The 21,750-nt window shown below is 59.5% G+C and carries 18 protein-coding genes and 2 pseudogenes; 12 read left to right on the forward strand and 8 right to left on the reverse strand.

Annotated elements, in window-relative coordinates; all coding sequences use genetic code 11:
• The first annotated feature begins 85 nt into the window (after window positions 1-85).
• From AABM54_RS05450 to AABM54_RS05460, 3 genes are all read left to right on the forward strand, one after another.
• Window positions 86-556: a nuclear transport factor 2 family protein gene (locus AABM54_RS05450; protein WP_347904297.1), complete on the forward strand. Its 471-nt coding sequence runs from the start codon at window positions 86-88 to the stop codon at window positions 554-556.
• 40 nt (window positions 557-596) lie between these two features.
• Window positions 597-917, forward strand: coding sequence for a GIY-YIG nuclease family protein (locus AABM54_RS05455; protein ID WP_347904298.1), 321 nt, complete (start codon window positions 597-599; stop codon window positions 915-917).
• Between the two features lie 88 nt (window positions 918-1,005).
• Window positions 1,006-1,941 (forward strand): glutathione S-transferase family protein, encoded by a 936-nt coding sequence (locus AABM54_RS05460; RefSeq protein WP_347904299.1) that lies wholly within the window; start codon window positions 1,006-1,008, stop codon window positions 1,939-1,941.
• Window positions 1,942-2,122: 181 nt separating this feature from the next.
• On the opposite strand, the gene AABM54_RS05465 is transcribed toward AABM54_RS05460, so the two are convergent.
• Window positions 2,123-2,473, reverse strand: coding sequence for a glutaredoxin family protein (locus AABM54_RS05465; RefSeq protein WP_347904300.1), 351 nt, complete (start codon window positions 2,471-2,473; stop codon window positions 2,123-2,125).
• Complete coding sequence (gene yejK / locus AABM54_RS05470) at window positions 2,473-3,477, reverse strand: nucleoid-associated protein YejK (protein ID WP_347904301.1); 1,005 nt, start codon at window positions 3,475-3,477, stop codon at window positions 2,473-2,475. The genes AABM54_RS05465 and yejK overlap by 1 nt, the downstream gene beginning before the upstream one ends.
• Window positions 3,478-3,872: 395 nt before the next feature.
• Between yejK and AABM54_RS05475 the strand changes: the two genes are divergently transcribed.
• Complete coding sequence (locus AABM54_RS05475; RefSeq protein ID WP_007905514.1) at window positions 3,873-4,154, forward strand: HU family DNA-binding protein; 282 nt, start codon at window positions 3,873-3,875, stop codon at window positions 4,152-4,154.
• Between the two features lie 188 nt (window positions 4,155-4,342).
• On the opposite strand, the gene rlmF is transcribed toward AABM54_RS05475, so the two are convergent.
• The 5 genes and pseudogenes from rlmF to AABM54_RS05500 form a co-directional block, all read right to left on the reverse strand.
• Window positions 4,343-5,365, reverse strand: a complete 1,023-nt coding sequence (gene rlmF / locus AABM54_RS05480; protein ID WP_347904302.1) for a 23S rRNA (adenine(1618)-N(6))-methyltransferase RlmF — start codon at window positions 5,363-5,365, stop codon at window positions 4,343-4,345.
• A 269-nt stretch (window positions 5,366-5,634) separates the two neighbouring features.
• Window positions 5,635-8,482 (reverse strand): annotated as a pseudogene (locus AABM54_RS05485) (valine--tRNA ligase).
• Between the two features lie 270 nt (window positions 8,483-8,752).
• The gene (locus tag AABM54_RS05490; protein ID WP_347904303.1) at window positions 8,753-9,172 is read right to left on the reverse strand and encodes a DNA polymerase III subunit chi; all 420 of its coding nucleotides are present in this window, start codon (window positions 9,170-9,172) and stop codon (window positions 8,753-8,755) included.
• 7 nt (window positions 9,173-9,179) lie between these two features.
• A pseudogene (locus tag AABM54_RS05495) lies at window positions 9,180-9,610 on the reverse strand (DNA polymerase III subunit chi).
• 60 nt (window positions 9,611-9,670) lie between these two features.
• Window positions 9,671-11,161, reverse strand: coding sequence for a leucyl aminopeptidase (locus tag AABM54_RS05500; protein WP_347904304.1), 1,491 nt, complete (start codon window positions 11,159-11,161; stop codon window positions 9,671-9,673).
• 306 nt (window positions 11,162-11,467) lie between these two features.
• Here AABM54_RS05500 and lptF point away from each other — a divergent pair, with 306 nt between their 5' ends.
• The 8 genes from lptF (at window position 11,468) to pdxJ (ending at window position 20,071) form a co-directional block, all read left to right on the forward strand.
• Entirely contained in the window at window positions 11,468-12,589 is a 1,122-nt protein-coding gene (lptF, locus tag AABM54_RS05505; RefSeq protein ID WP_347904305.1) for an LPS export ABC transporter permease LptF, read from the forward strand.
• On the forward strand, window positions 12,582-13,643 hold the full coding sequence (gene lptG, locus AABM54_RS05510) for an LPS export ABC transporter permease LptG (protein WP_347904306.1): 1,062 nt from the start codon (window positions 12,582-12,584) through the stop codon (window positions 13,641-13,643). The genes lptF and lptG overlap by 8 nt, the downstream gene beginning before the upstream one ends.
• 172 nt (window positions 13,644-13,815) lie before the next feature.
• Entirely contained in the window at window positions 13,816-15,615 is a 1,800-nt protein-coding gene (gene lepA / locus AABM54_RS05515) for a translation elongation factor 4 (protein ID WP_347904307.1), read from the forward strand.
• A gap of 5 nt (window positions 15,616-15,620) precedes the next feature.
• Window positions 15,621-16,475, forward strand: coding sequence for a signal peptidase I (gene lepB / locus AABM54_RS05520; protein WP_347904308.1), 855 nt, complete (start codon window positions 15,621-15,623; stop codon window positions 16,473-16,475).
• A gap of 176 nt (window positions 16,476-16,651) precedes the next feature.
• Window positions 16,652-17,341, forward strand: coding sequence for a ribonuclease III (rnc, locus tag AABM54_RS05525; protein WP_347904309.1), 690 nt, complete (start codon window positions 16,652-16,654; stop codon window positions 17,339-17,341).
• Window positions 17,334-18,236, forward strand: coding sequence for a GTPase Era (gene era, locus AABM54_RS05530; RefSeq protein ID WP_054593873.1), 903 nt, complete (start codon window positions 17,334-17,336; stop codon window positions 18,234-18,236). The genes rnc and era overlap by 8 nt, the downstream gene beginning before the upstream one ends.
• Before the next feature lie 174 nt (window positions 18,237-18,410).
• Window positions 18,411-19,097, forward strand: coding sequence for a DNA repair protein RecO (gene recO, locus AABM54_RS05535; protein WP_347904310.1), 687 nt, complete (start codon window positions 18,411-18,413; stop codon window positions 19,095-19,097).
• Between the two features lie 227 nt (window positions 19,098-19,324).
• Window positions 19,325-20,071: a pyridoxine 5'-phosphate synthase gene (pdxJ, locus tag AABM54_RS05540; RefSeq protein WP_347904311.1), complete on the forward strand. Its 747-nt coding sequence runs from the start codon at window positions 19,325-19,327 to the stop codon at window positions 20,069-20,071.
• Between the two features lie 127 nt (window positions 20,072-20,198).
• On the opposite strand, the gene mltF is transcribed toward pdxJ, so the two are convergent.
• A complete protein-coding gene (mltF, locus tag AABM54_RS05545) occupies window positions 20,199-21,659 on the reverse strand; it encodes a membrane-bound lytic murein transglycosylase MltF (RefSeq protein WP_347904312.1) in 1,461 nt (486 codons plus the stop codon).
• Window positions 21,660-21,750 lie beyond the last annotated feature (91 nt).

The raw sequence follows: 21,750 nt of genomic DNA on the forward strand, positions 1-21,750 counted from the left end.
ATGATGCCGATAGTGTTCCGGGCATTTGCAGACTATCGTGCAGGCATCTGTCGAAGCCATTTTTGCACATACAGGGAGCCTGCCCATGAGTGATGCCCACCGCGCATTGATCACTGAGTTCTATCAAGCATTCCAGCGGCTGGATGCCGAGGCCATGAGCGCCTGCTACACCGAGGATGTGGTGTTCAGTGATCCGGCGTTCGGCGAACTGCGTGGGCGCGATGCCGGCGACATGTGGCGCATGCTGGCCAGCCGGGCCAAAGACTTCTCCCTGACCTTCGACAACGTCCGTGCGGACGAGCGCACCGGCAGCGCCCATTGGGTCGCGACCTACCTGTTCGGCCAGACCGGCAACACCGTGGTCAACGACATCCAGGCGCGTTTCGTTTTCCGTGATGGCAAGATCTGCGAGCACCACGATCACTTCAGTCTGTGGCGCTGGTCGCGTCAGGCGCTGGGTTTCAAAGGCCTGTTGCTGGGTTGGACGCCGCTGGTGGGCAACGCTGTTCGCGCCCAGGCCTTGAAGGGGCTGAAGGCATTCCAGGCCAGTCGCTGATAAGATCGCGGCTTGTTTTCCTACAAACCTTGATCGTCACGTGAACACCCTTAGCGAAACCTCCGTCAGCAGCGATGAAGCCACGATTGCGATCAGCAAGCCCTGGTTCGTCTATCTGGTTCGCGCGGCCAACGGTTCGTTGTATTGCGGGATCAGCGACGATCCGATCAAGCGCTTTGCAAAGCATCAGAGCGGTAAAGGTGCCCGTTTTTTTCTCTCCAGCCCGGCCGTGGCGCTGGTCTACACCGAAACCTGTCGCGACAAAAGCGAAGCGTTGCGCCAGGAGCGGCTGATCAAAAAACTCAAGAAAAGCGCCAAGGAATGCCTGGTGGCGACTGCCGCTGCGGGCTTGTCTCGCTGACTGATCAGTTCCCGTCAGGCAGATGGGTGGGCTGCCAACCGATTGCGCGCTAAGCTGCTGGTTCCTCACACCAGCGGCGGGTTCGAGCATGTCAGAGATCATTCTTCATCATTACCCGACTTCTCCCTTTGCGGAAAAGGCCCGGTTGCTGCTGGGTTTCAAAGGCTTGTCCTGGCGTTCGGTGAAGATCTCGCCGGTGATGCCAAAACCTGACCTGACGGCGCTGACGGGTGGTTATCGCAAAACCCCTGTATTGCAGATTGGCGCTGATATCTACTGTGATACGGCGCTGATTGCCCGACGCCTGGAGCAGGAAAAAGCCTCGCCCGCGTTCTTCCCGGAAGGGCGGGAAATGATCACCGCGACGTTCGCGGCCTGGGCCGATTCGGTGGTGTTTCAGCATGCCGTGAGCCTGGTGTTTCAACCGGAATCGGTGGCGGTGCGGTTTGCCTCGTTGCCGCCAGACGCGGTGAAGGCCTTTGTCGCTGACCGTGCCGGGTTGTTCAGCGGCGGCACCGCGACGCGCCTGTCGACCGAACTGGCCAAGCACCAATGGCCGACGATCATGGCGCGTCTCGAACAGCAATTGCAGCGCGAGGACGGGGACTTTCTGTTTGGTGAGCCGTCGATTGCCGACTTCGCCATGGCTCACCCGTTATGGTTTCTCAAGGGCACGCCGGTGACCTCACCGTTGGTCGATGTTTATCCGGCTGTGTCGGCCTGGTTGGCGCGAGTGATAGGGTTCGGGCATGGCGCGTTCAGCGAGATGACTTCACAAGAAGCCCTGGACGTTGCTCGCCATTGCGCGCCGGCTGCCTTGCCGGATGAAGTGTTCAACGAGCCAAACGGCTTCAAGGCGGGGCAGCAGGTGTCGATTGCCGCGACGGATTACGGCGTTGACCCGGTGGAGGGCGAGTTGCTGTTTGCCGGCAGCGAAGAGCTGATCCTGCGCCGTGAAGATCTGCGCGCCGGGGTGGTGCATGTGCACTTTCCGCGGTTTGGGTTTCGGGTTGAAGCGAAGTAACTTACACCGCCGATGTTTGGATCGGCTTGAACCTGTGGCGAGGGAGCTCGCTCCCGCTTGACCGGGCTGGCGCACTCGTGTGCCGCGCTCACAAAATTGGTGTTCATTGCGAAGAGTTTGGGGCTGCTACGCAGCCCAGCGGGAGCAAGCTCCCTCGCCACAGGATTGAGTGAGTCAGTGGTTATTTCAGGGCGGCGAGAATCTCGTCCGGGTCGTACCCGCGAATCAGCGTGCCGTTCACATCGATCAGCGGAATCCCTCGTCCGCCCAGCGCTTCGTACGCCTTGCGCGCTTCGGCATCTTTCTCGATGTCGAATTCCTTATATGGAATACCCTTCTGGTCGAGAAAACGCCGCGTCAGCTTGCAGTAGCCGCACCAGTCGGTGGCGTAGAGCGTGACCCTGGCGTTTGCCTGGGTCTGTTCGGACACCGCTTGCGAGGGGTTGAACACCCGCTCGATCTTGCCCCAGTTCTGGTAGACCACGACCACCAGCAGGATCAGCAGGAATTTCTTCAGTACGCCGCCCAGCATCAGTTGCGACGCTTCAGTTGGTCGGTTAGTTGGGTGGGCAGGCCTTTGATGATCAGGGTGCCGGCTTCTTCGTCGTACTCGATCTTCGAACCCAGCAGGTGCGCTTCGAAGCTGATGGACAGGCCTTCAGCGCGCCCGGTGAAGCGGCGGAACTGGTTGAGGGTGCGTTTGTCGGCCGGAATCTCGGGCGAGAGGCCGTAATCCTTGTTGCGGATGTGGTCGTAGAAGGCTTTTGGGCGTTCTTCATCGATCAGTTCCGACAGCTCTTCCAGGCCCATCGGTTCACCGAGCTTGGCCTGGCTGCTGGCATAGTCGACCAGGGTCTTGGTCTTCTCGCGAGCGGAGTCTTCCGGCAGGTCTTCGCTTTCCACGAAGTCACTGAAGGCCTTGAGCAGGGTGCGGGTTTCGCCCGGACCGTCGACACCTTCCTGGCAGCCGATGAAGTCGCGGAAATACTCCGAAACCTTCTTGCCGTTCTTGCCTTTGATAAACGAGATGTACTGTTTGGACTGCTTGTTGTTCTGCCACTCGGACACGTTGATGCGTGCCGCCAGGTGCAGTTGGCCCAGGTCCAGGTGCCGCGAGGGCGTCACGTCAAGCTGGTCGGTCACCGCCACGCCTTCGCTGTGGTGCAGCAGGGCGATGGCCAGGTAGTCGGTCATGCCTTGTTGATAGTGGGCGAACAGCACGTGACCACCGGTCGACAGGTTCGATTCTTCCATCAGTTTTTGCAGGTGTTCCACCGCAACGCGGCTGAAGGCAGTGAAATCCTTGCCGCCATCGAGGTATTCCTTCAGCCAGCCGCTGAACGGGTGCGCGCCGGACTCGGCATGGAACAGACCCCAGGCCTTGCCCTGTTTGGCGTTATAGCTTTCGTTGAGGTCGGCGAGCATGTTCTCGATGGCCGCGGACTCTGCCAGTTCCGAGTCGCGAGCGTGGAGAACTGCAGGGGTGCCGTCGGGTTTTTTGTCGATCAGGTGGACGATGCAATGACGGATCGGCATAGGCTTCTCGGCTGGTTGAAGGGGGGAGGGCGCGCTCCCCGAAAAAGTGCCCAGTGTACCGCAACCACTGGTTTTGGAGCGGGTGGAAGGGTGTTTCGCAGTGGTCCGACCGACCTTATGGGATTTTTTGCCGTTTTAGAGCGATAAAGCTGACCAAATGGGTAGGTAGAGGCGGATATTTCCCCGTCTCTGTGCTAGTTTTGCCCCGTCTTACGCGAAGTCACTGCGTTAAGCGTGCATTCAGCATTTGTCAGGTCGAACCAAACCCTGATTTCGGTATCTATAACCCCGATCCGTCGTGGTTCTAGCCGGGGGTGCCAGATCCAGAAGATCGGGCTCGATGGCTGACACTGCACTCTGCAATCCAAATGAATTTGATAGGGAAGGAACACTAAATGGCTCTTACTAAAGACCAACTGATCGCCGATATCGCTGAAGCCATCGACGCGCCGAAAACCACCGCGCGTAACGCTCTGGACCAACTGGGCCAGATCGTTGCTGATCAACTGGAAAACGGCGGCGAAATCACCCTGCCAGGTATCGGTAAGCTGAAAGTGACCGAGCGTCCTGCCCGTACCGGCCGTAACCCTTCGACTGGCGCTGCCATCGAAATCGCTGCCAAGAAAGTTATCAAGCTGGTTGTGGCCAAAGGCCTGACCGACGCTGTTAACAAGTAAGACGCAGTAATAAAAAAACCGTGCACTGGAGCAATCCAGGCACGGTTTTTTTGTATCTGTCATTTACCACCAGCACCGCTATACCAATGTGGGAGCGAGCTTGCTCGCGATGAGGCATTAACATTCAGCAGAAATGTTGACTGAAAGTCCGCCATCGCGAGCAAGCTCGCTCCCGCACTTGACCTGCATTAGCTCTTTCGGACCCAGCGCTCGCGCCAGACTTGCTGCTCGGACTTGGTCTGGAAGGTCCAGGCCACGAAGCGGCTTTTCTTCTGCCCCTGAGACATTTCCACCACCTGGCTTTCCAGGACGCCGGCCTTTTTCAGGGCCGTCTCAATCGCTGGCAGGTTTGATGCCTTCGAGACCAGAGTGCTGAACCAGAGTACTTTGTGTTGGAAGTGCGCACTCTCGGCGATCAGTTGCGTCACAAATCGCGCTTCGCCGCCTTCACACCACAATTCTGCCGACTGACCGCCAAAGTTCAGCACCGGCAGTTTGCGTTTTGGATCGGCGCGGCCCAGGGCGCGCCATTTACGCTCACTGCCCCGGGTAGCCTCGTCCATCGAGGCGTGGAACGGTGGGTTGCACATGGTCAGGTCAAAGCGTTCGCCGGGTTCGAGCAGGCCCAGCAGAATGTGCTTGGGATTGCTTTGCTGGCGCAACTGGATGGCTTTGTTCAGCCCGTTGGACTGCACAATGGCTTTGGCGGCAGCCACGGCCGTCGGGTCGATTTCCGAGCCCAGGAAGTGCCAGCGGTAGTCGCTGTAGCCGATCAGCGGATAGACGCAGTTGGCGCCCATGCCGATATCGAGCACCTTGACCGGCGCACCGCGTGGGATCTCGCCGTCGTTGACACTGGCCAGCAGGTCGGCCAGGAAGTGCACATAGTCGGCACGGCCCGGAACCGGTGGGCAGAGGTAGTCCGCCGGGATGTCCCAATGGGCGACGCCGTAGAACGACTTGAGCAGCGCCCGGTTGAACACCCGCACCGCGTCCGGGCTGGCGAAGTCGATGCTTTCCTTGCCGTACGGGTTGATGATCACGAACTTCGCCAGTTCCGGCGTGGTCTTGATCAGCGCGGGGAAGTTGTAACGACCCTGGTGGCGGTTGCGCGGATGCAGGCTGGCCTTCTCGCGCGGTTCGACGGCTTTGGCCGGGGTCGCGGGTTTTGGCTTTTGGCGCGGGGCTTTGGGTTTGCTAGGGGCGGTCATGGGAAGTCGATTCAGGGTTTTGGCTCAAAGTGGCGGGCATTGTCCCACATCAGCTCAGGATTGATGACAAAAGTGCAGATAACATCGATCAAGTGTGGGAGCAGGCTTGCTCGCGAAGGTGGTTTAACATTCAACATTCATGTTGGCTGACACTCCGCTTTCGCGAGCAAGCCCGCTCCCACATTGGAATTTTGGTGTTTTGGGAGAATGCGGCAGGCAAAAAAAGGGAGGCCTTCGCAGGCCTCCCTTTTTAATCGCTGGAGTTGCCGTTACAAGCTGGCAATCCGCGCATGTTGCTCGGCCAACTTGCCCAGAGCCTGTTCGGCTTCGGCCAGTTTGGCGCGTTCCTTCTCGATGACTTCAGCCGGGGCCTTGTCAACGAAGCCGGCGTTGGACAACTTGCCGCCCACGCGCTGCACTTCGCCTTGCAGGCGCTGGATTTCCTTGTCCAGACGCGCCAGTTCAGCACCTTTGTCGATCAGACCGGCCATCGGTACGAGCACTTCCATCTCGCCGACCAGCGCAGTGGCGGACAGCGGTGCTTCTTCGCCTGCGGCCAGTACGGTGATCGACTCGAGCTTGGCCAGCTTCTTCAGCAGGACTTCGTTCTCGGTCAGGCGACGTTGGTCCTCGGCACTGACGTTCTTCAAGAACAGCGGCAGCGGTTTGCCCGGGCCGATGTTCATCTCGCCACGAATGTTACGCGTGCCAAGCATCAGGCCCTTGAGCCATTCGATGTCGTCTTCGGCAGCCTGATCAATGCGAGCATCATTGGCCACAGGCCAAGGTTGCAGCATGATCGTCTTGCCTTCGATACCGGCCAGCGGCGCGATGCGCTGCCAGATTTCTTCGGTGATGAACGGCATGAACGGGTGAGCCAGGCGCAGGGCAACTTCCAGCACCCGAACCAGTGTGCGACGAGTGCCACGCTGACGTTCGATCGGGCCGTTTTCGTCCCACAGCACAGGCTTGGACAGTTCCAGGTACCAGTCGCAATACTGGTTCCAGATGAATTCGTACAAGGCTTGCGCCGCCAGGTCGAAACGGAACTGGTCGAGTTGACGGGTCACTTCGGCTTCGGTGCGTTGCAGCTGCGAAATGATCCAGCGATCCGCCAGCGACAGCTCAAAGGCTTCGCCGTTCTGGCCGCAGTCTTCGCCCTTGTCCAGCACGTAGCGCGCGGCGTTCCAGATCTTGTTGCAGAAGTTGCGATAGCCTTCTACGCGGCCCATGTCGAACTTGATGTCGCGACCGGTGGACGCCAGCGAGCAGAAGGTGAAGCGCAGGGCGTCGGTGCCGTAGCTGGCGATGCCGTCGGCGAACTCGTCGCGGGTCTGCTTTTCAATCTTCTTCGCCAGTTTCGGCTGCATCATGCCCGAAGTGCGTTTTTCTACCAGCGCTTCAAGCTCGATACCGTCGATGATGTCCAGCGGGTCGAGGACGTTACCCTTGGACTTGGACATCTTCTGGCCCAGACCATCGCGCACCAGTCCGTGCACATAAACCGTCTTGAACGGAACCTGCGGCGTGCCGTCTTCGTTTTTCACCAAATGCATGGTGAGCATGATCATCCGGGCAACCCAGAAGAAAATGATGTCGAAGCCGGTCACCAGTACGTCGGTGGAGTGGAACTTCTTCAGGAATTCGGTCTGCTGCGGCCAGCCGAGGGTGGAGAAGGTCCACAGGCCCGAGCTGAACCAGGTGTCGAGTACGTCGTTGTCCTGTTGCAGTGCAACGTCCGGCCCGAGGTTGTGCTTGGCACGCACTTCGGCTTCGTCGCGGCCCACATAGACTTTGCCCGATTCGTCGTACCAGGCCGGGATCCGGTGGCCCCACCACAACTGACGGCTGATGCACCAGTCCTGGATATCGCGCATCCACGAGAAGTACATGTTTTCGTATTGCTTGGGTACGAACTGGATGCGACCGTCTTCAACGGCAGCAATGGCAGGCTCGGCCAATGGCTTGGTGGACACGTACCACTGGTCGGTCAGCCACGGCTCGATGATGGTGCCGGAGCGGTCGCCTTTCGGGACTTTCAGGGCGTGATCGTCGACGCTGACCAGCAGGGCCGGCGGCGTCGAAGGCGGCAACAATTTCCTTGCGGGCCTGGAAGCGGTTGAGTCCGGCGTACTCGGTGGGCAGTGTGCCGTCGATCTCTTCGTTGACGCTGCCATCGAGGTTGAATACCTGGGCGGCCGCCAACACTTCGGCGTTCTTGTCGAAGATGTTCAGCAGCGGCAGGTTGTGGCGCTTGCCGACTTCGTAGTCGTTGAAATCGTGGGCCGGGGTGATTTTCACGCAGCCGGTGCCGAATTCAGGGTCGCAGTAATCGTCCGCGATGATCGGGATGCGGCGGCCAACCAGCGGCAGCTCGACAAACTTGCCGATCAGGGCCTTGTAGCGCTCATCGTTCGGGTTAACGGCCACGGCGGAGTCGCCGAGCATGGTTTCCGGGCGGGTGGTCGCGACGATCAGGAAGTCGTTGCCTTCGGCGGTTTTGGCGCCGTCAGCCAGCGGGTACTTCAGGTTCCACAGGAAACCTTTCTCGTCGTGGTTTTCCACTTCGAGATCGGAAATCGCCGTGTGCAGCTTGGTGTCCCAGTTGACCAGGCGCTTGCCGCGGTAGATCAGGCCGTCTTCGTGCAGGCGCACGAAGGCCTCTTTAACGGATTCCGACAGGCCGTCGTCCATGGTGAAGCGCTCGCGGCTCCAGTCTACAGACGAGCCGAGGCGGCGGATTTGACGGCTGATGTTGCCACCGGACTCATCCTTCCATTCCCAGATTTTTTCGAGGAATTTTTCGCGGCCCAGGTCATGGCGGTTTTGGCCCTTGGCTTCGAGTTGACGCTCCACCAGCATTTGCGTGGCGATACCGGCGTGGTCGGTGCCCGGCTGCCACAAAGTGTTGCGACCCTGCATGCGGCGGAAACGGATCAGGGCGTCCATGATCGCGTTGTTGAAGCCATGACCCATGTGCAGGCTGCCGGTGACGTTCGGCGGCGGGATCATGATGGTGTAGGAATCGCCCGCGCCTTGCGGGGCGAAGTAGTTCTCGGACTCCCAGGTGTTGTACCAGGAAGTTTCAATGGCGTGCGGCTGGTAGGTCTTATCCATGCGCGGCGGGACCCTATTGGCATTTATTCAGGAAAAGCCGGCAAGTATAGCGGGGCATGGGGCGAAGGGCGAGCAGGGGCAGGCCGGGCGGAGAACTAATGTGGAATGAACCTGTGGCGAGGGAGCTTGCTCCCGCTGGGGCGCGAAGCGGCCCTGATATCTGCACATCAGGTGTGTCAGGTACACCGCATGCTCAAGTTTTGCGACTGCTTCGCAGCCGAGCGGGAGCAAGCTCCCTCGCCACAGAAGCTCACTCCACAGAGATACGGTTTATTCGTACTGGCTGAGGAGCCGTTCCATCCGCGCATCCAAACGGCGTTTGATTTCGGTTTCGATGTGCGGGGCGAAGTCGTCGATCACGTCTTGCATGATCAATTGCGCGGCGGCGCGCAGTTCGCTGTCCAGGTGCAACATCACGTCAGCGCCTTGCTGGACGGAAGCTGCTGGCGCCGGTTCGACGACAGGGGGGGCGACAGGTGCAGGTTTGGGCGTTGGCGGTTCGATGACGTCGGCTTGCGGTTTGCCGCCGACCTGATCGAACAACATCGGGATCTGGCCTTCATCACGCGCTTGCTCGACGGTGTCCGTCAGCAGGGGCGGTTGCAGGTTGTCATCGCCGAGCAATTGGCGGATCGACTCCAGGTCATCCAGCAGGTGCGTGGGCTTTTGCTGCGGTTTTGGCGTGTCCATCGTGAATTCAGAGTCGCTGTAGACGGTGATCTTGCAGAGGATAGCCCTGTTCGCGGTAGAAACGGAAACTCTCCCGCGCAGCCTGTCGAATGGCAGGGTCTTCGACCACTACTTCGGCGATTCGGGCAAAGCGTTGGGCAAACGAGGGCACCTTCAGGTCAAGGTTGACCAGCAAGTCCTGGTGCTGGCCGGGGTCGTCGCCCAGGGCCCCAGTACAATCAAGCCGTCCGGTTCGCTTTCGGCAGGGCCGTGAGGCACGAAGCTTTCACCTTTGAACGCCCACAGGCGTGCATCAAGGGCATCACGCTGGGCGGCATCGCTGCAATGCAGGTAGATCCGGTGGCCCATGCGCCAGGCTTTCTCGGTGAGTTTGCAGGCAAAATCCAGCCGTGCGGCGGGGTCGGCGCTCGGCAGGATATAAAAGTCGACTTTGGTCATCGTGGTTCCTGAGCCGCAAGCAGCGTCACCCGTGAGTGACGCTGCTTGCGGTCATCGGTTTCAGGCTTTGGCGCGGTCCAGCAGGTATTGGGTCAGCAAAGGAACCGGACGGCCAGTGGCGCCTTTGTCCTTGCCGCCGCTGGTCCAGGCCGTACCGGCGATGTCCAGGTGCGCCCAGTTCAGGTTCTTGGTGAAGCGCGACAGGAAGCAGGCGGCGGTGATGGTGCCGGCTTTCGGGCCGCCGATGTTGGCGATGTCGGCGAACGGGCTGTCCAGCTGTTCCTGATACTCATCGAACAGCGGCAATTGCCAGGCACGGTCGTCGGCGGTCTGGCCGGCGCTCAGCAGTTGGCCGATCAGTTCGTCATTGTTACCCAGCAGGCCCGACGTATGAGCCCCCAGGGCAACGACGCAGGCGCCCGTCAGGGTCGCGATATCGATCACGGCCTGTGGCTTGAAGCGTTCGGAGTAGGTCAGGGCGTCGCACAGCACCAGACGGCCTTCGGCGTCGGTGTTGAGGATTTCTACGGTCTGACCGCTCATGGTAGTGACGATATCGCCCGGGCGCGAAGCATTGCCGCTCGGCATGTTCTCGGCGCACGCCAGGATGCACACCAGGTTGATCGGCAGCTTCAGCTCAAGCACGGCGCGCAGGGTGCCGAACACGCTGGCGGCGCCGCCCATGTCGTACTTCATTTCATCCATGCCCGCGCCCGGCTTGAGGCTGATGCCGCCGGTGTCGAAGGTAATGCCCTTGCCGACCAGCGCATACGGCTTCTCGGATTTCTTGCCGCCGTTGTACTGCATGACGATCAGGCGTGGCGGCTGGGCGCTGCCCTGGCCGACGGCGTAGAAGGAACCCATTCCCAGTTCCTTGATTTTTTTCTCGTCAAGGATCTCGACTTTCAGGCCCTTGAATTCCTTGCCGAGGTTTTTCGCCTGTTCGGCGAGGAAGCTTGGGTGGCAGATGTTCGGTGGCAGGTTGCCCAGGTCGCGGGTGAACGCCATGCCGTTGGCGATTGCGGTGGCGTGGCTCACGGCGCGCTCAACTTCGGCTTGCGCGGCCTTGATGGTCAGCAGGGTGATTTTCTTCAGGGTGCGGGGTTCGGCTTTCTGGCTCTTGAACTGATCGAAGGTGTATTCGCCGTCCGCCAGGGTTTCGGCCAGCAGGCGGGTCTTGCCGTAGCTGTCGCGACCCTTGACCACCACTTCGTCCAGCGCCAGCACGGCGTCGGTGCCGCCCAGCCCTTTGAGGGTGTTGAGCACGCCGGCAATGATTTTGCGGAATGGGCGGTCGCCCAGTTCTGCGTCTTTACCGGTGCCCACCAGCAGCACGCGTTCGGCCTTGAGGTTTGGCAGGCTGTGCAGCAGCAGGCTCTGGCCGACTTTGCCGGTCAGGTCGCCGCGCTTGAGGATCGCGCTGATCGCGCCGCCGCTGAGTTCATCGAGTTGTTTGGCAACGGTGCCAAGCTTGCGGTCTTCGCCGACGGCGACCACCAGAGTGGCGGTTTTCAACGTTTCTGGGCTGACGCTTTTTACAACCAGTTCCATGTCCGGGTCCCTGAATAAATAGTCAAAGTACGCCGCGCCAAAGGGGCTTGCGCAAGCTTGCTTACAAGAGCGGCAGACGCTGCTGGGTGCAGCGACAAAGGCCGCAGTTTGAACCTCGCCGGTCGAGGCTGACAACCCTTGTATGGACGATCTTTGCGCCATTACGCGCCCGCTTGAGCATGCGCAGTGACAGGCGCGTGCAATCACAGGATAATGCGACATCTTTTTCGGCGGCTCAGCCCTGCGGGCCGCCCGCTACGTTTGCTTGTTTGGCCGCCTTAGCCTGACAACCCTGGAGTGTCTGGTTTGATCGTCTTCCGTTATCTATCCCGCGAAGTCCTGTTGACCTTGAGCGCCGTCAGCGCTGTGCTGCTGGTCATCATCATGAGCGGACGCTTCATCAAGTACCTGGCTCAGGCTGCCTCTGGCGCCCTGGATCCCGGCTCGCTGTTCCTGATCATGGGCTTTCGCCTGCCGGGTTTCCTGCAACTGATCCTGCCCCTAGGGCTGTTTCTCGGGATTCTGCTGGCTTACGGCCGGCTTTATCTGGAAAGCGAAATGACCGTGCTGTCGGCCACCGGCATGAGCCAGCAACGGCTGCTGGGCATGACCCTGTTCCCGGCCACGCTGGTTGCGCTGCTCGTGGCCTGGCTGGCCTTGAGCCTGGCGCCACAGGGTGCCAACCGTTTCCAGTTGCTGATCAACCAGCAAGACGCGATGACCGAATTCGACACCCTGGTGCCGGGCCGCTTCCAGGCGTTGCGTGATGGCACCCGGGTGACCTACACCGAGCAGCTCTCCGATGACCGGATCAACCTGGCTGGCGTGTTCATTTCGGAAAAACGCCTGTCGGGCGACAAGAGCAAGGACCGCGGGATTTCTGTGTTGGTGGCCGAAAAGGGTCGTCAGGAAATCCACGAAGATGGCAATCGCTACCTGATCCTCGACAATGGCTACCGTTATGACGGTAATCCGGGGCAGGCGGACTATCGTGCGATCAAGTACGACACCTATGGCGTATTGCTGCCCAAGCCCGATGTCAGCGATGAAGTGACCGACCGCGATGCGATGACCACCCGTTCCCTGCTCGAAAGCAATGACATCCGCGCGCGCACTGAGCTGCAATGGCGTCTGTCGCTGCCGCTGCTGGTGTTCATCGTCACGCTGATGGCCGTTCCGCTGTCGCGGGTCAACCCGCGTCAGGGGCGCTTCCTCAAGCTGCTGCCGGCGATTCTTCTTTACATGGCTTACCTGACTATCCTGATCGCCGCTCGTGGCGCGCTGGAGAAAGGCACGATTCCGCAGGCCCTGGGCTTGTGGTGGGTTCACGGGATATTCCTGGCCATTGGCCTGGGCTTGCTCTACTGGGAGCCGTTACGCTTGAAGATGGCGAGTCGCCGCAGTGCGCTGGAGGTGACCCGTGGTTAAGCTCGATCGCTACATTGGTAGCAGTGTTTTCATGGCGATTGTCGCGGTACTGGGGATTATCCTGGGACTGGCGTCGCTGTTTGCCTTCATCGATGAAATGGGCGATGTCAGCGATACCTATACGCTGGTCGACGTCTTGAGCTTCGTTGCATTGACTGCGCCGCGTCGTGTCTACGACATGCTGCCGATGGCTGCGCTGATCGGTTGCCTGATCGGTCTGGGCAGCCTGGCCAGCAACAGTGAGCTGACCATCATGCGTGCCGCCGGTGTGTCCATCGGTCGGATCGTCTGGGCGGTCATGAAGCCGATGCTGGTGCTGATGCTGGCCGGCGTGCTGGTTGGCGAATACGTCGCCCCGGCCACGGAAAACCAGGCACAGGCCAATCGCTCGCTGGCGCAGGGCGGCGGGGATGCCCAGAGTGCCAAGCACGGTTTGTGGCACCGCCAGGGTGACGAGTTCATTCACGTCAACTCGGTGCAGCCTAACGGCGTGCTGTATGGCGTGACCCGTTATCGCTTCGACAATGAGCGGCACATGCTGTCGTCGAGCTTCGCCAAACGCGCGCAGTTCGAACAGGATCACTGGCAGCTCACCGACGTCAGCACCACGCTGTTCCACGGTCGCAGCACCGAGCTGGTCAGCGAGCCGGTCGTGCGCTGGGACGTGGCCCTGAGCCCGGAGTTGCTCAATACCGTGGTGATGGCGCCTGAGTCGCTGTCGATCAGCGGTCTGTGGGGCTATATCCACTACCTGGCCGATCAGGGCTTGAACAACGGCCGTTACTGGCTGGCCTTTTGGGTCAAGGTGTTGCAGCCATTGGTCACGGCGGCGCTGGTCCTGATGGCGATTTCCTTCATCTTCGGTCCGTTGCGTTCGGTGACCCTGGGGCAGCGAGTGTTTACCGGCGTGCTGGTGGGCTTCACGTTCCGCATTGTTCAGGATCTGCTGGGGCCGTCGAGCCTGGTGTTCGGTTTCTCGCCGCTGTTTGCGGTGCTGGTCCCGGCGGGTGTCTGTGCGTTGGCAGGGGTCTGGCTCTTGCGTCGGGCGGGTTGATCGCGGGTATTTTCGCGCTGCCTGTTCAGTAAAAACGCCCCGGTCGCAAGATCGGGGCGTTTTTGTATTCAATGTCGGTGACCTGCAAACGTGACGCTTGCGTCGTGTATCAGGTACAATTCCCGGCTATTTTTCGGCGGGCTATGCCTGCAGCCTTTTTGAGTGTTGATCCGTGAGTGATTTGAGTCATATCCGCAATTTCTCCATCATCGCCCACATTGACCATGGCAAGTCGACGCTGGCCGATCGCTTCATCCAGATGTGCGGCGGCCTGGCCGAGCGCGAGATGGAAGCCCAGGTGCTGGACTCCATGGACCTTGAGCGTGAACGCGGGATCACCATCAAGGCACATAGCGTTACCCTGTATTACACCGCCAAAGACGGCATCAAGTACCAGTTGAACTTCATTGACACCCCGGGCCACGTTGACTTCACCTACGAAGTCAGCCGGTCGCTGGCGGCCTGTGAAGGTGCGTTGCTGGTGGTCGATGCAGGTCAGGGCGTTGAAGCGCAATCCGTTGCCAACTGCTACACGGCCATCGAGCAGGGCCTTGAGGTCATGCCGGTCCTGAACAAGATCGACCTGCCGCAGGCCGACCCGGACCGCGTCAAGGAAGAAATCGAAAAAATCATCGGCATCGATGCCACCGACGCGGTCGAGTGCAGTGCCAAGACCGGTCTGGGCGTCGACGAAGTGCTTGAACGCCTGGTCAAGACCATTCCCGCGCCGACCGGCAACATCGAAGATCCGCTGCAAGCGTTGATCATCGACTCCTGGTTCGACAACTACTTGGGCGTTGTCTCCTTGGTTCGCGTGCGCCACGGCCGCGTGAAGAAGGGCGACAAGATTCTGGTCAAATCCACTGGCAAGATCCACCTGGTGGACAGCGTCGGTGTATTCAACCCGAAACACACCGCCACCGTTGACCTGAAAGCAGGCGAAGTAGGTTTCATCATCGCCGGCATCAAGGACATTCATGGTGCGCCAGTGGGTGACACCCTGACCTTGAGCTCGACGCCGGACGTCGATGTGCTGCCAGGTTTCAAACGCATTCAGCCGCAGGTCTACGCCGGTCTGTTCCCGGTCAGCTCCGACGACTTCGAAGACTTCCGTGAAGCCCTGCAAAAGCTCACCCTGAACGACTCGTCGCTGCAGTACACCCCGGAAAGCTCCGACGCCCTGGGCTTCGGCTTCCGTTGCGGGTTCCTCGGCATGCTGCACATGGAAATCATCCAGGAGCGCCTGGAGCGCGAGTACGACCTGGACCTGATCACCACTGCGCCGACGGTTATTTTCGAGCTGGTGCTGAAAACCGGTGAAACGATTTACGTCGACAACCCGTCCAAGCTCCCGGACGTGTCCTCGATCGAAGACATGCGCGAGCCGATCGTGCGGGCCAATATTCTTGTGCCGCAAGAACACTTGGGCAACGTCATTACCCTGTGTATCGAAAAGCGTGGCGTACAGCACGACATGCTGTTCCTCGGTTCCCAGGTCCAGGTGACCTACGATATACCGATGAACGAAGTGGTCCTGGACTTCTTCGACCGTCTGAAATCCACCAGTCGCGGCTATGCTTCGCTGGATTATCATTTCGATCGTTATCAATCGGCTAGTCTGGTGAAACTGGATGTGCTGATCAACGGTGACAAGGTCGACGCCCTGGCGCTGATCGTGCACCGTGACAATGCGCACTACAAAGGTCGCCAGTTGACCGAGAAGATGAAAGAACTGATTCCGCGCCAGATGTTCGACGTCGCGATCCAGGCCGCCATTGGCGGGCAGATTATTGCGCGAACCTCCGTCAAGGCACTCAGAAAGAACGTATTGGCCAAATGCTACGGTGGTGACGTTAGCCGTAAGCGCAAGCTGTTGGAAAAGCAGAAGGCCGGTAAAAAACGCATGAAGCAGGTCGGTAACGTGGAAATTCCACAGGAAGCCTTCCTCGCGGTGCTCAGGTTGGATAGTTAGGTCCTATGTCACTAAATTTCCCGCTGTTGCTGGTTATCGCCGTCGCCGTCTGTGGTGCGTTGGCGTTGCTCGATCTGATTTTCCTGGCGCCGCGTCGGCGTGCCGCCATTGCCTCCTATCAGGGCAGCGTCAGCCAGCCGGACGGGATGGTGATCGAGAAACTCAACAAAGAACCCATGCTGGTTGAATACGGCAAGTCGTTCTTTCCGGTGTTGTTCATCGTGCTGGTGCTGCGTTCGTTCCTGGTGGAACCGTTCCAGATTCCATCCGGCTCGATGAAACCGACCCTGAACGTTGGCGATTTCATTCTGGTGAACAAGTTTTCTTACGGGATCCGCTTGCCGGTGATCGACAAGAAAGTCATCGAGGTCGGTGATCCGCAGCGCGGCGATGTGATGGTGTTCCGCTACCCAAGCGACCCGAACATCAACTACATCAAGCGTGTGGTGGGCCTGCCGGGTGACCAGATTCGCTACACCGCCGACAAGCGTTTGTTCGTCAATGGCGAATCGATTGCCGAGTTGCTGGTTGGCTCCGAGCCGGGAATGCTGGGCAGTGCCGAGCTCTACAAGGAAAAACTCGGCGTTGCCGAGCACTTTATCCGCAAGCAAATGAGCCGTAACCGCGCAATCCCGGACCATCAATGGACCGTGCCTGCCGGGCACTACTTCATGATGGGCGACAACCGCGACGACTCCAACGACAGTCGCTATTGGGATGATCCAAGCATTCCCAAAGACATGCTGGGCATGGTTCCCGACAAGAATATCGTCGGTAAGGCCTTCGCAGTCTGGATGAGCTGGCCGGAACCCAAACTCAGCCACCTGCCGAATTTCTCGCGGGTTGGCCTGATCAAGTAATCACACACGGCGCTGTTGAACACAGCGCCGAATGCATTTCTGGAGCCTGCATAAGGCCGCCGGGTAGCATTTGCCTCGATATTCAGGATGTAATTTTTGAACACAGCGTTAATTGTCAAAGAACCTAGCAGCATTGCTGTGATGGACGTCGACCACGAACTCAGCGTGGGTAAACCGTGAGCGTCTCCTTAAGCCGTCTCGAGCGTCAGCTCGGTTACACTTTCAAGGACCAGGAACTGATGATCCTGGCCCTGACTCACCGCAGCTTTGCCGGGCGCAACAACGAACGCCTGGAATTCCTCGGTGATGCCATTCTCAACTTCGTCGCCGGTGAAGCGTTGTTTGATCGCTTTCCCCTGGCCCGCGAAGGCCAGTTGTCGCGTTTGCGCGCACGCTTGGTGAAAGGTGAGACGCTGGCCGTACTGGCCCGTGGTTTCGATCTGGGTGAGTACCTGCGCCTGGGCTCCGGTGAATTGAAGAGCGGTGGTTTCCGCCGCGAGTCGATTCTCGCCGATGCCCTCGAAGCGCTGATCGGTGCGATCTACCTGGATGCCGGCATGGACATGGCGCGCGAACGCGTGCTGGCCTGGCTGACGTCCGAGTTCGACAGCCTGACGCTGGTCGATACCAACAAAGATCCAAAGACCCGCCTGCAAGAGTTCTTGCAGTCGCGTGCCTGTGAACTGCCGCGTTACGAAGTGGTGGATATCCAGGGTGAGCCGCATTGCCGGACGTTCTTCGTCGAATGCGAAATCACCTTACTGAACGAAAAAAGCCGAGGTCAGGGTGTGAGTCGTCGTATTGCCGAACAGGTAGCGGCCGCCGCAGCACTGATTGCCCTGGGCGTGGAGAATGGCCATGACTGATTCAACTGCAACTCGCTGTGGCTATGTCGCCATCGTCGGCCGTCCGAACGTGGGCAAATCCACGCTGCTGAACCACATCCTGGGTCAGAAGCTGGCGATCACCTCGCGCAAACCGCAAACCACTCGTCACAACATGCTCGGTATCAAGACCGAAGGCGATGTGCAGGCGATCTACGTCGACACCCCCGGCATGCACAAAGGTGGCGAGAAAGCCCTCAACCGCTACATGAACAAGACCGCTTCGGCCGCGTTGAAAGACGTCGACGTGGTGATCTTCGTGGTTGATCGCACCAAGTGGACCGAAGAAGACCAGATGGTTCTCGAGCGCGTTCAGTACGTGACGGGCCCGTTGATCGTGGCGCTGAACAAGACCGACCGCATCGAAGACAAAGCCGAGCTGATGCCGCACCTGAGCTGGTTGCAGGAGCAGCTGCCGAACGCGCAGATCATTCCGATTTCGGCGCAGCACGGGCACAACCTCGACGCGCTGGAGCGGGTGATCGCCGGTCACCTGCCGGAAAACGATCACTTCTTCCCGGAAGACCAGATCACCGACCGCAGCAGCCGTTTCCTCGCCGCCGAACTGGTGCGCGAGAAAATCATGCGCCAGATGGGCGCGGAGCTGCCTTACCAGATCACCGTGGAAATCGAAGAGTTCAAGCAGCAGGGGAAAACCCTGCACATCCATGCGTTGATCCTCGTCGAACGTGACGGTCAGAAGAAAATCATCATTGGCGACAAGGGCGAGCGGATCAAGCGCATCGGCACCGAAGCGCGCAAGGACATGGAGCTGCTGTTCGACTCCAAGATCATGCTCAACCTTTGGGTCAAAGTGAAAGGCGGCTGGTCCGACGACGAGCGCGCCTTGCGTTCGCTGGGTTACGGCGACTTGTAATACTCGGTTCCTGGTACACCAGATAATCCCTGTGGGAGCGAGCTTGCTCGCGATGAGGGCCTGAAATTCAACATCAATGTTGACTGACAGGCCGCAATCGCGAGCAAGCTCGCTCCCACAGTGGTTTTGGGTTGTTTGTAAAACTGCGCTCTTTCATTGAGAACCCTGACTTTCATGTCTCAAGCTCCCCTCGGCCAGCCCGCCTATGTGCTCCACAGCCGCGCCTACCGCGAAAGCAGCGCGTTGGTGGATTTCCTCACGCCGCAAGGTCGGCTACGGGCGGTGTTGCGCAGTGCGCGGGGCAAGGCCGGGACGTTGGCGCGGCCATTCGTGCCGCTCGAAGTCGAGTTTCGTGGTCGGGGCGAATTGAAGAACGTCGGGCGCATGGAAAGTGCGGGCGTCTCGACCTGGCTCAATGGCGAAGCGCTGTTCAGCGGTCTCTACCTCAATGAGCTGCTGATTCGCCTGTTGCCCGCCGAAGATCCTCACCCGGCAGTATTCGATCATTACGCCGCGACCTTGTTGGCACTGGCCGAAGGGCGACCGCTGGAGCCGTTGTTGCGCTCGTTCGAATGGCGATTGCTCGATGACCTGGGCTACGGCTTTGCATTGAACGCCGATATCCACCACGAGCCGATTGCGGCGGACGGTCTGTACCGTTTGCAAGTGGATGCGGGCCTGGAGCGGGTCTACCTGCTGCAACCCGGCCTGTTCAACGGTGCCGAGCTGTTGGCCATGGCCGACGCTGACTGGAGCGCGCCGGGCGCATTGTCTGCCGCCAAGCGTCTGATGCGTCAGGCATTGGCCGTTCATCTGGGTGGCCGGCCACTGGTCAGCCGCGAGTTGTTTCGCAAGCCCTAGGGTCTGTACGAAAAGTCGCCGAGTGGCGATCAGGCAAGGCAAAAACAGGCGAGGAAGCGGAGTTTACGGGGTGTAAATGAGCATTCCGAGCCTGTTTTTAACGCAGCATGATCGACACGCAGGCAGTTTTCGTACAGACCCTAGGGTCTGCCGTCACCAAGCGTCAACAGACCCTGTATCCCCGTGTATGCTGTGCGCCGAATCTTCCCTCTTTCAGGAGCGCTTCCGTGACCACCAGCAATCGCATTCTTCTTGGCGTGAACATCGACCACGTTGCTACCCTGCGTCAGGCCCGGGGCACTCGTTACCCTGATCCGGTCAAGGCAGCGCTGGACGCGGAAGAGGCGGGTGCCGATGGCATCACCGTGCATTTGCGCGAAGACCGTCGGCACATCCAGGAGCGCGACGTGCTGTTGCTCAAGGACGTGCTGCAAACCCGCATGAACTTCGAAATGGGCGTCACCGAGGAAATGATGGCGTTCGCTGAGCGCATTCGCCCGGCGCACATTTGCCTGGTTCCGGAAACCCGTCAGGAGCTGACCACCGAAGGCGGTCTGGACGTGGCGGGGCAGGAAGCGCGGATCAGGGCAGCGGTGGAGCGTCTGGCGAAAATCGGCTGCGAAGTGTCGCTGTTCATCGACGCCGATGAGCGTCAGATCGAAGCCTCCCGTCGTGTCGGCGCACCCGCAATCGAACTGCACACTGGCCGTTATGCGGATGCCGAGACGCCGACTTCGGTTGCAGAAGAGCTGAAGCGTGTGGCGGATGGCGTGGCCTTTGGTTTGGCTCAGGGCCTGATCGTCAACGCAGGCCATGGCCTGCACTACCACAACGTCGAAGCGGTCGCGGCCATCAAGGGCATCAACGAACTGAACATTGGCCACGCGCTGGTGGCGCATGCCTTGTTCGTCGGGTTCAAGTCGGCTGTTTCGGAGATGAAAGCGCTGATCCTGGCGGCTGCTACGAAGGCCTGAAGACCACGCTGAAACCCTGTGGGAGCGAGCTTGCTCGCGATAGCGGTCTGTCAGTCACCATCAATGTTGAATGTCAGGGCCTCATCGCGAGTAAGCTCGTTCCCACATTTGATTGGGGTTGGCTTGATTAAAGCGGTCGGTTTTCTTCCGGCGGCTTGGTCTTGTCGATGCCCGGCACGTGCAGGCTGCCTTCGGCCACCTGATTGCCTTCAAGCTGCGGCTGCGTGACCCAGGTCAGAATGTCGTAGTAGCGACGGATGTTCGCGACAAAGTGCACCGGCTCACCGCCACGGGCATAGCCGTAGCGTGTCTTGCTGTACCACTGTTTCTGCGACAGGCGCGGCAGGATCTTTTTCACGTCCAGCCACTTGTCCGGGTTCAGACCTTCTTTGGCCGCGAGTTTGCGTGCGTCATCCAGGTGACCGCTGCCAACGTTGTAGGCTGCCAGCGCAAACCATGTGCGGTCCGGTTCCTGGATTGAATCGTCCAGTTGCTCCTTCATGTACGCCAGGTACTTTGCGCCGCCCATGATGCTTTGTTTGGCGTCCAGTCGATTGGACACGCCCATGGCCTGCGCGGTGTTCTGGGTCAGCATCATCAGGCCGCGAACGCCGGTCTTGGAGGTGACCGCCGGTTGCCACAACGACTCCTGGTAACCAATCGCCGCCAGCAGGCGCCAGTCGACCTGTTCTTTCTTGGCGAACGTCTTGAAGTGCTGTTCGTACTTGGGTAGCCGTTGCTGCAAGTGCTGGGCGAACGTGGTGGCGCCCATGTAGCCGAGTACGTCGACGTGCCCGTAATAGCGATCCTTGAGGCGTTGCAGGGTGCCGTTCTTCTGCACCTTGTCGAGGTAGGTGTTGATCTCGTTGAGCAGGCTGTTGTCCTCGCCGGCAGCGACTGCCCAGCTCTGGTTGCTGGCGTCACCCAGGTCGAAGGCGACCCGCACATTAGGGAAGTAGACCTGGTTCATCGCCACTTCGTTGGAGTCGACCAGTGTCAGATCGATCTGACCTTCATCGACCATGCGCAGCAGGTCGACGACTTCAACGGCGTCGGACTCTTCGTATTCAATGCCGGGATTTTTCTGTTTCAGCTCTGCCAATTGTTCGGCGTGGGTGCTGCCCTTGAGCACCATGATTTTTTTGCCCACCAGGTCGGCGGGTTTGGTGGGCCGCGACTGACCGTTGCGGTAGATGATCTGCGGGGTGACTTCCAGGTACGGGTGGGAAAACCTGACCTGTGCCTTGCGTTTTTCGCTGCTGACCAGACCGGCAGCAGCCAGCACCGGGCCGTTGGGTTTGCCTAACTGCCCGTAGAGGTCGTCCAGGTTATCGGCGGTTTCAATTTTTAGCTCCACCCCCAGATCTTCGGCAAAGCGCTTCACCAGCTCGTATTCGAAGCCGGTTTCACCGTTACGATCCTGGAAGTAGGTGGCGGGACTGTTGCGGGTAACCACCCGCAGCACGCCATCCTCCTTTACGCGCTCCAGTGTGTTGGGTTTATCAACACAGCCACTGAGCATCAGGAAGAGTCCGGTTGCGAAGAGCCATTTGGCGTATCGCGGACGCAAAGCCGTTGGGGAAAACATCTGCGCAGTATACGCAAAGGACCACGGGCGCCATATCTCGACAGCAAAGGGCTTGTCTGCTAGAGGTTTCAAAATCGCCGCCAAGCCTTCA

It is taken from the genome of Pseudomonas purpurea (assembly GCF_039908635.1).
GTDB lineage: Bacteria > Pseudomonadota > Gammaproteobacteria > Pseudomonadales > Pseudomonadaceae > Aquipseudomonas > Aquipseudomonas purpurea.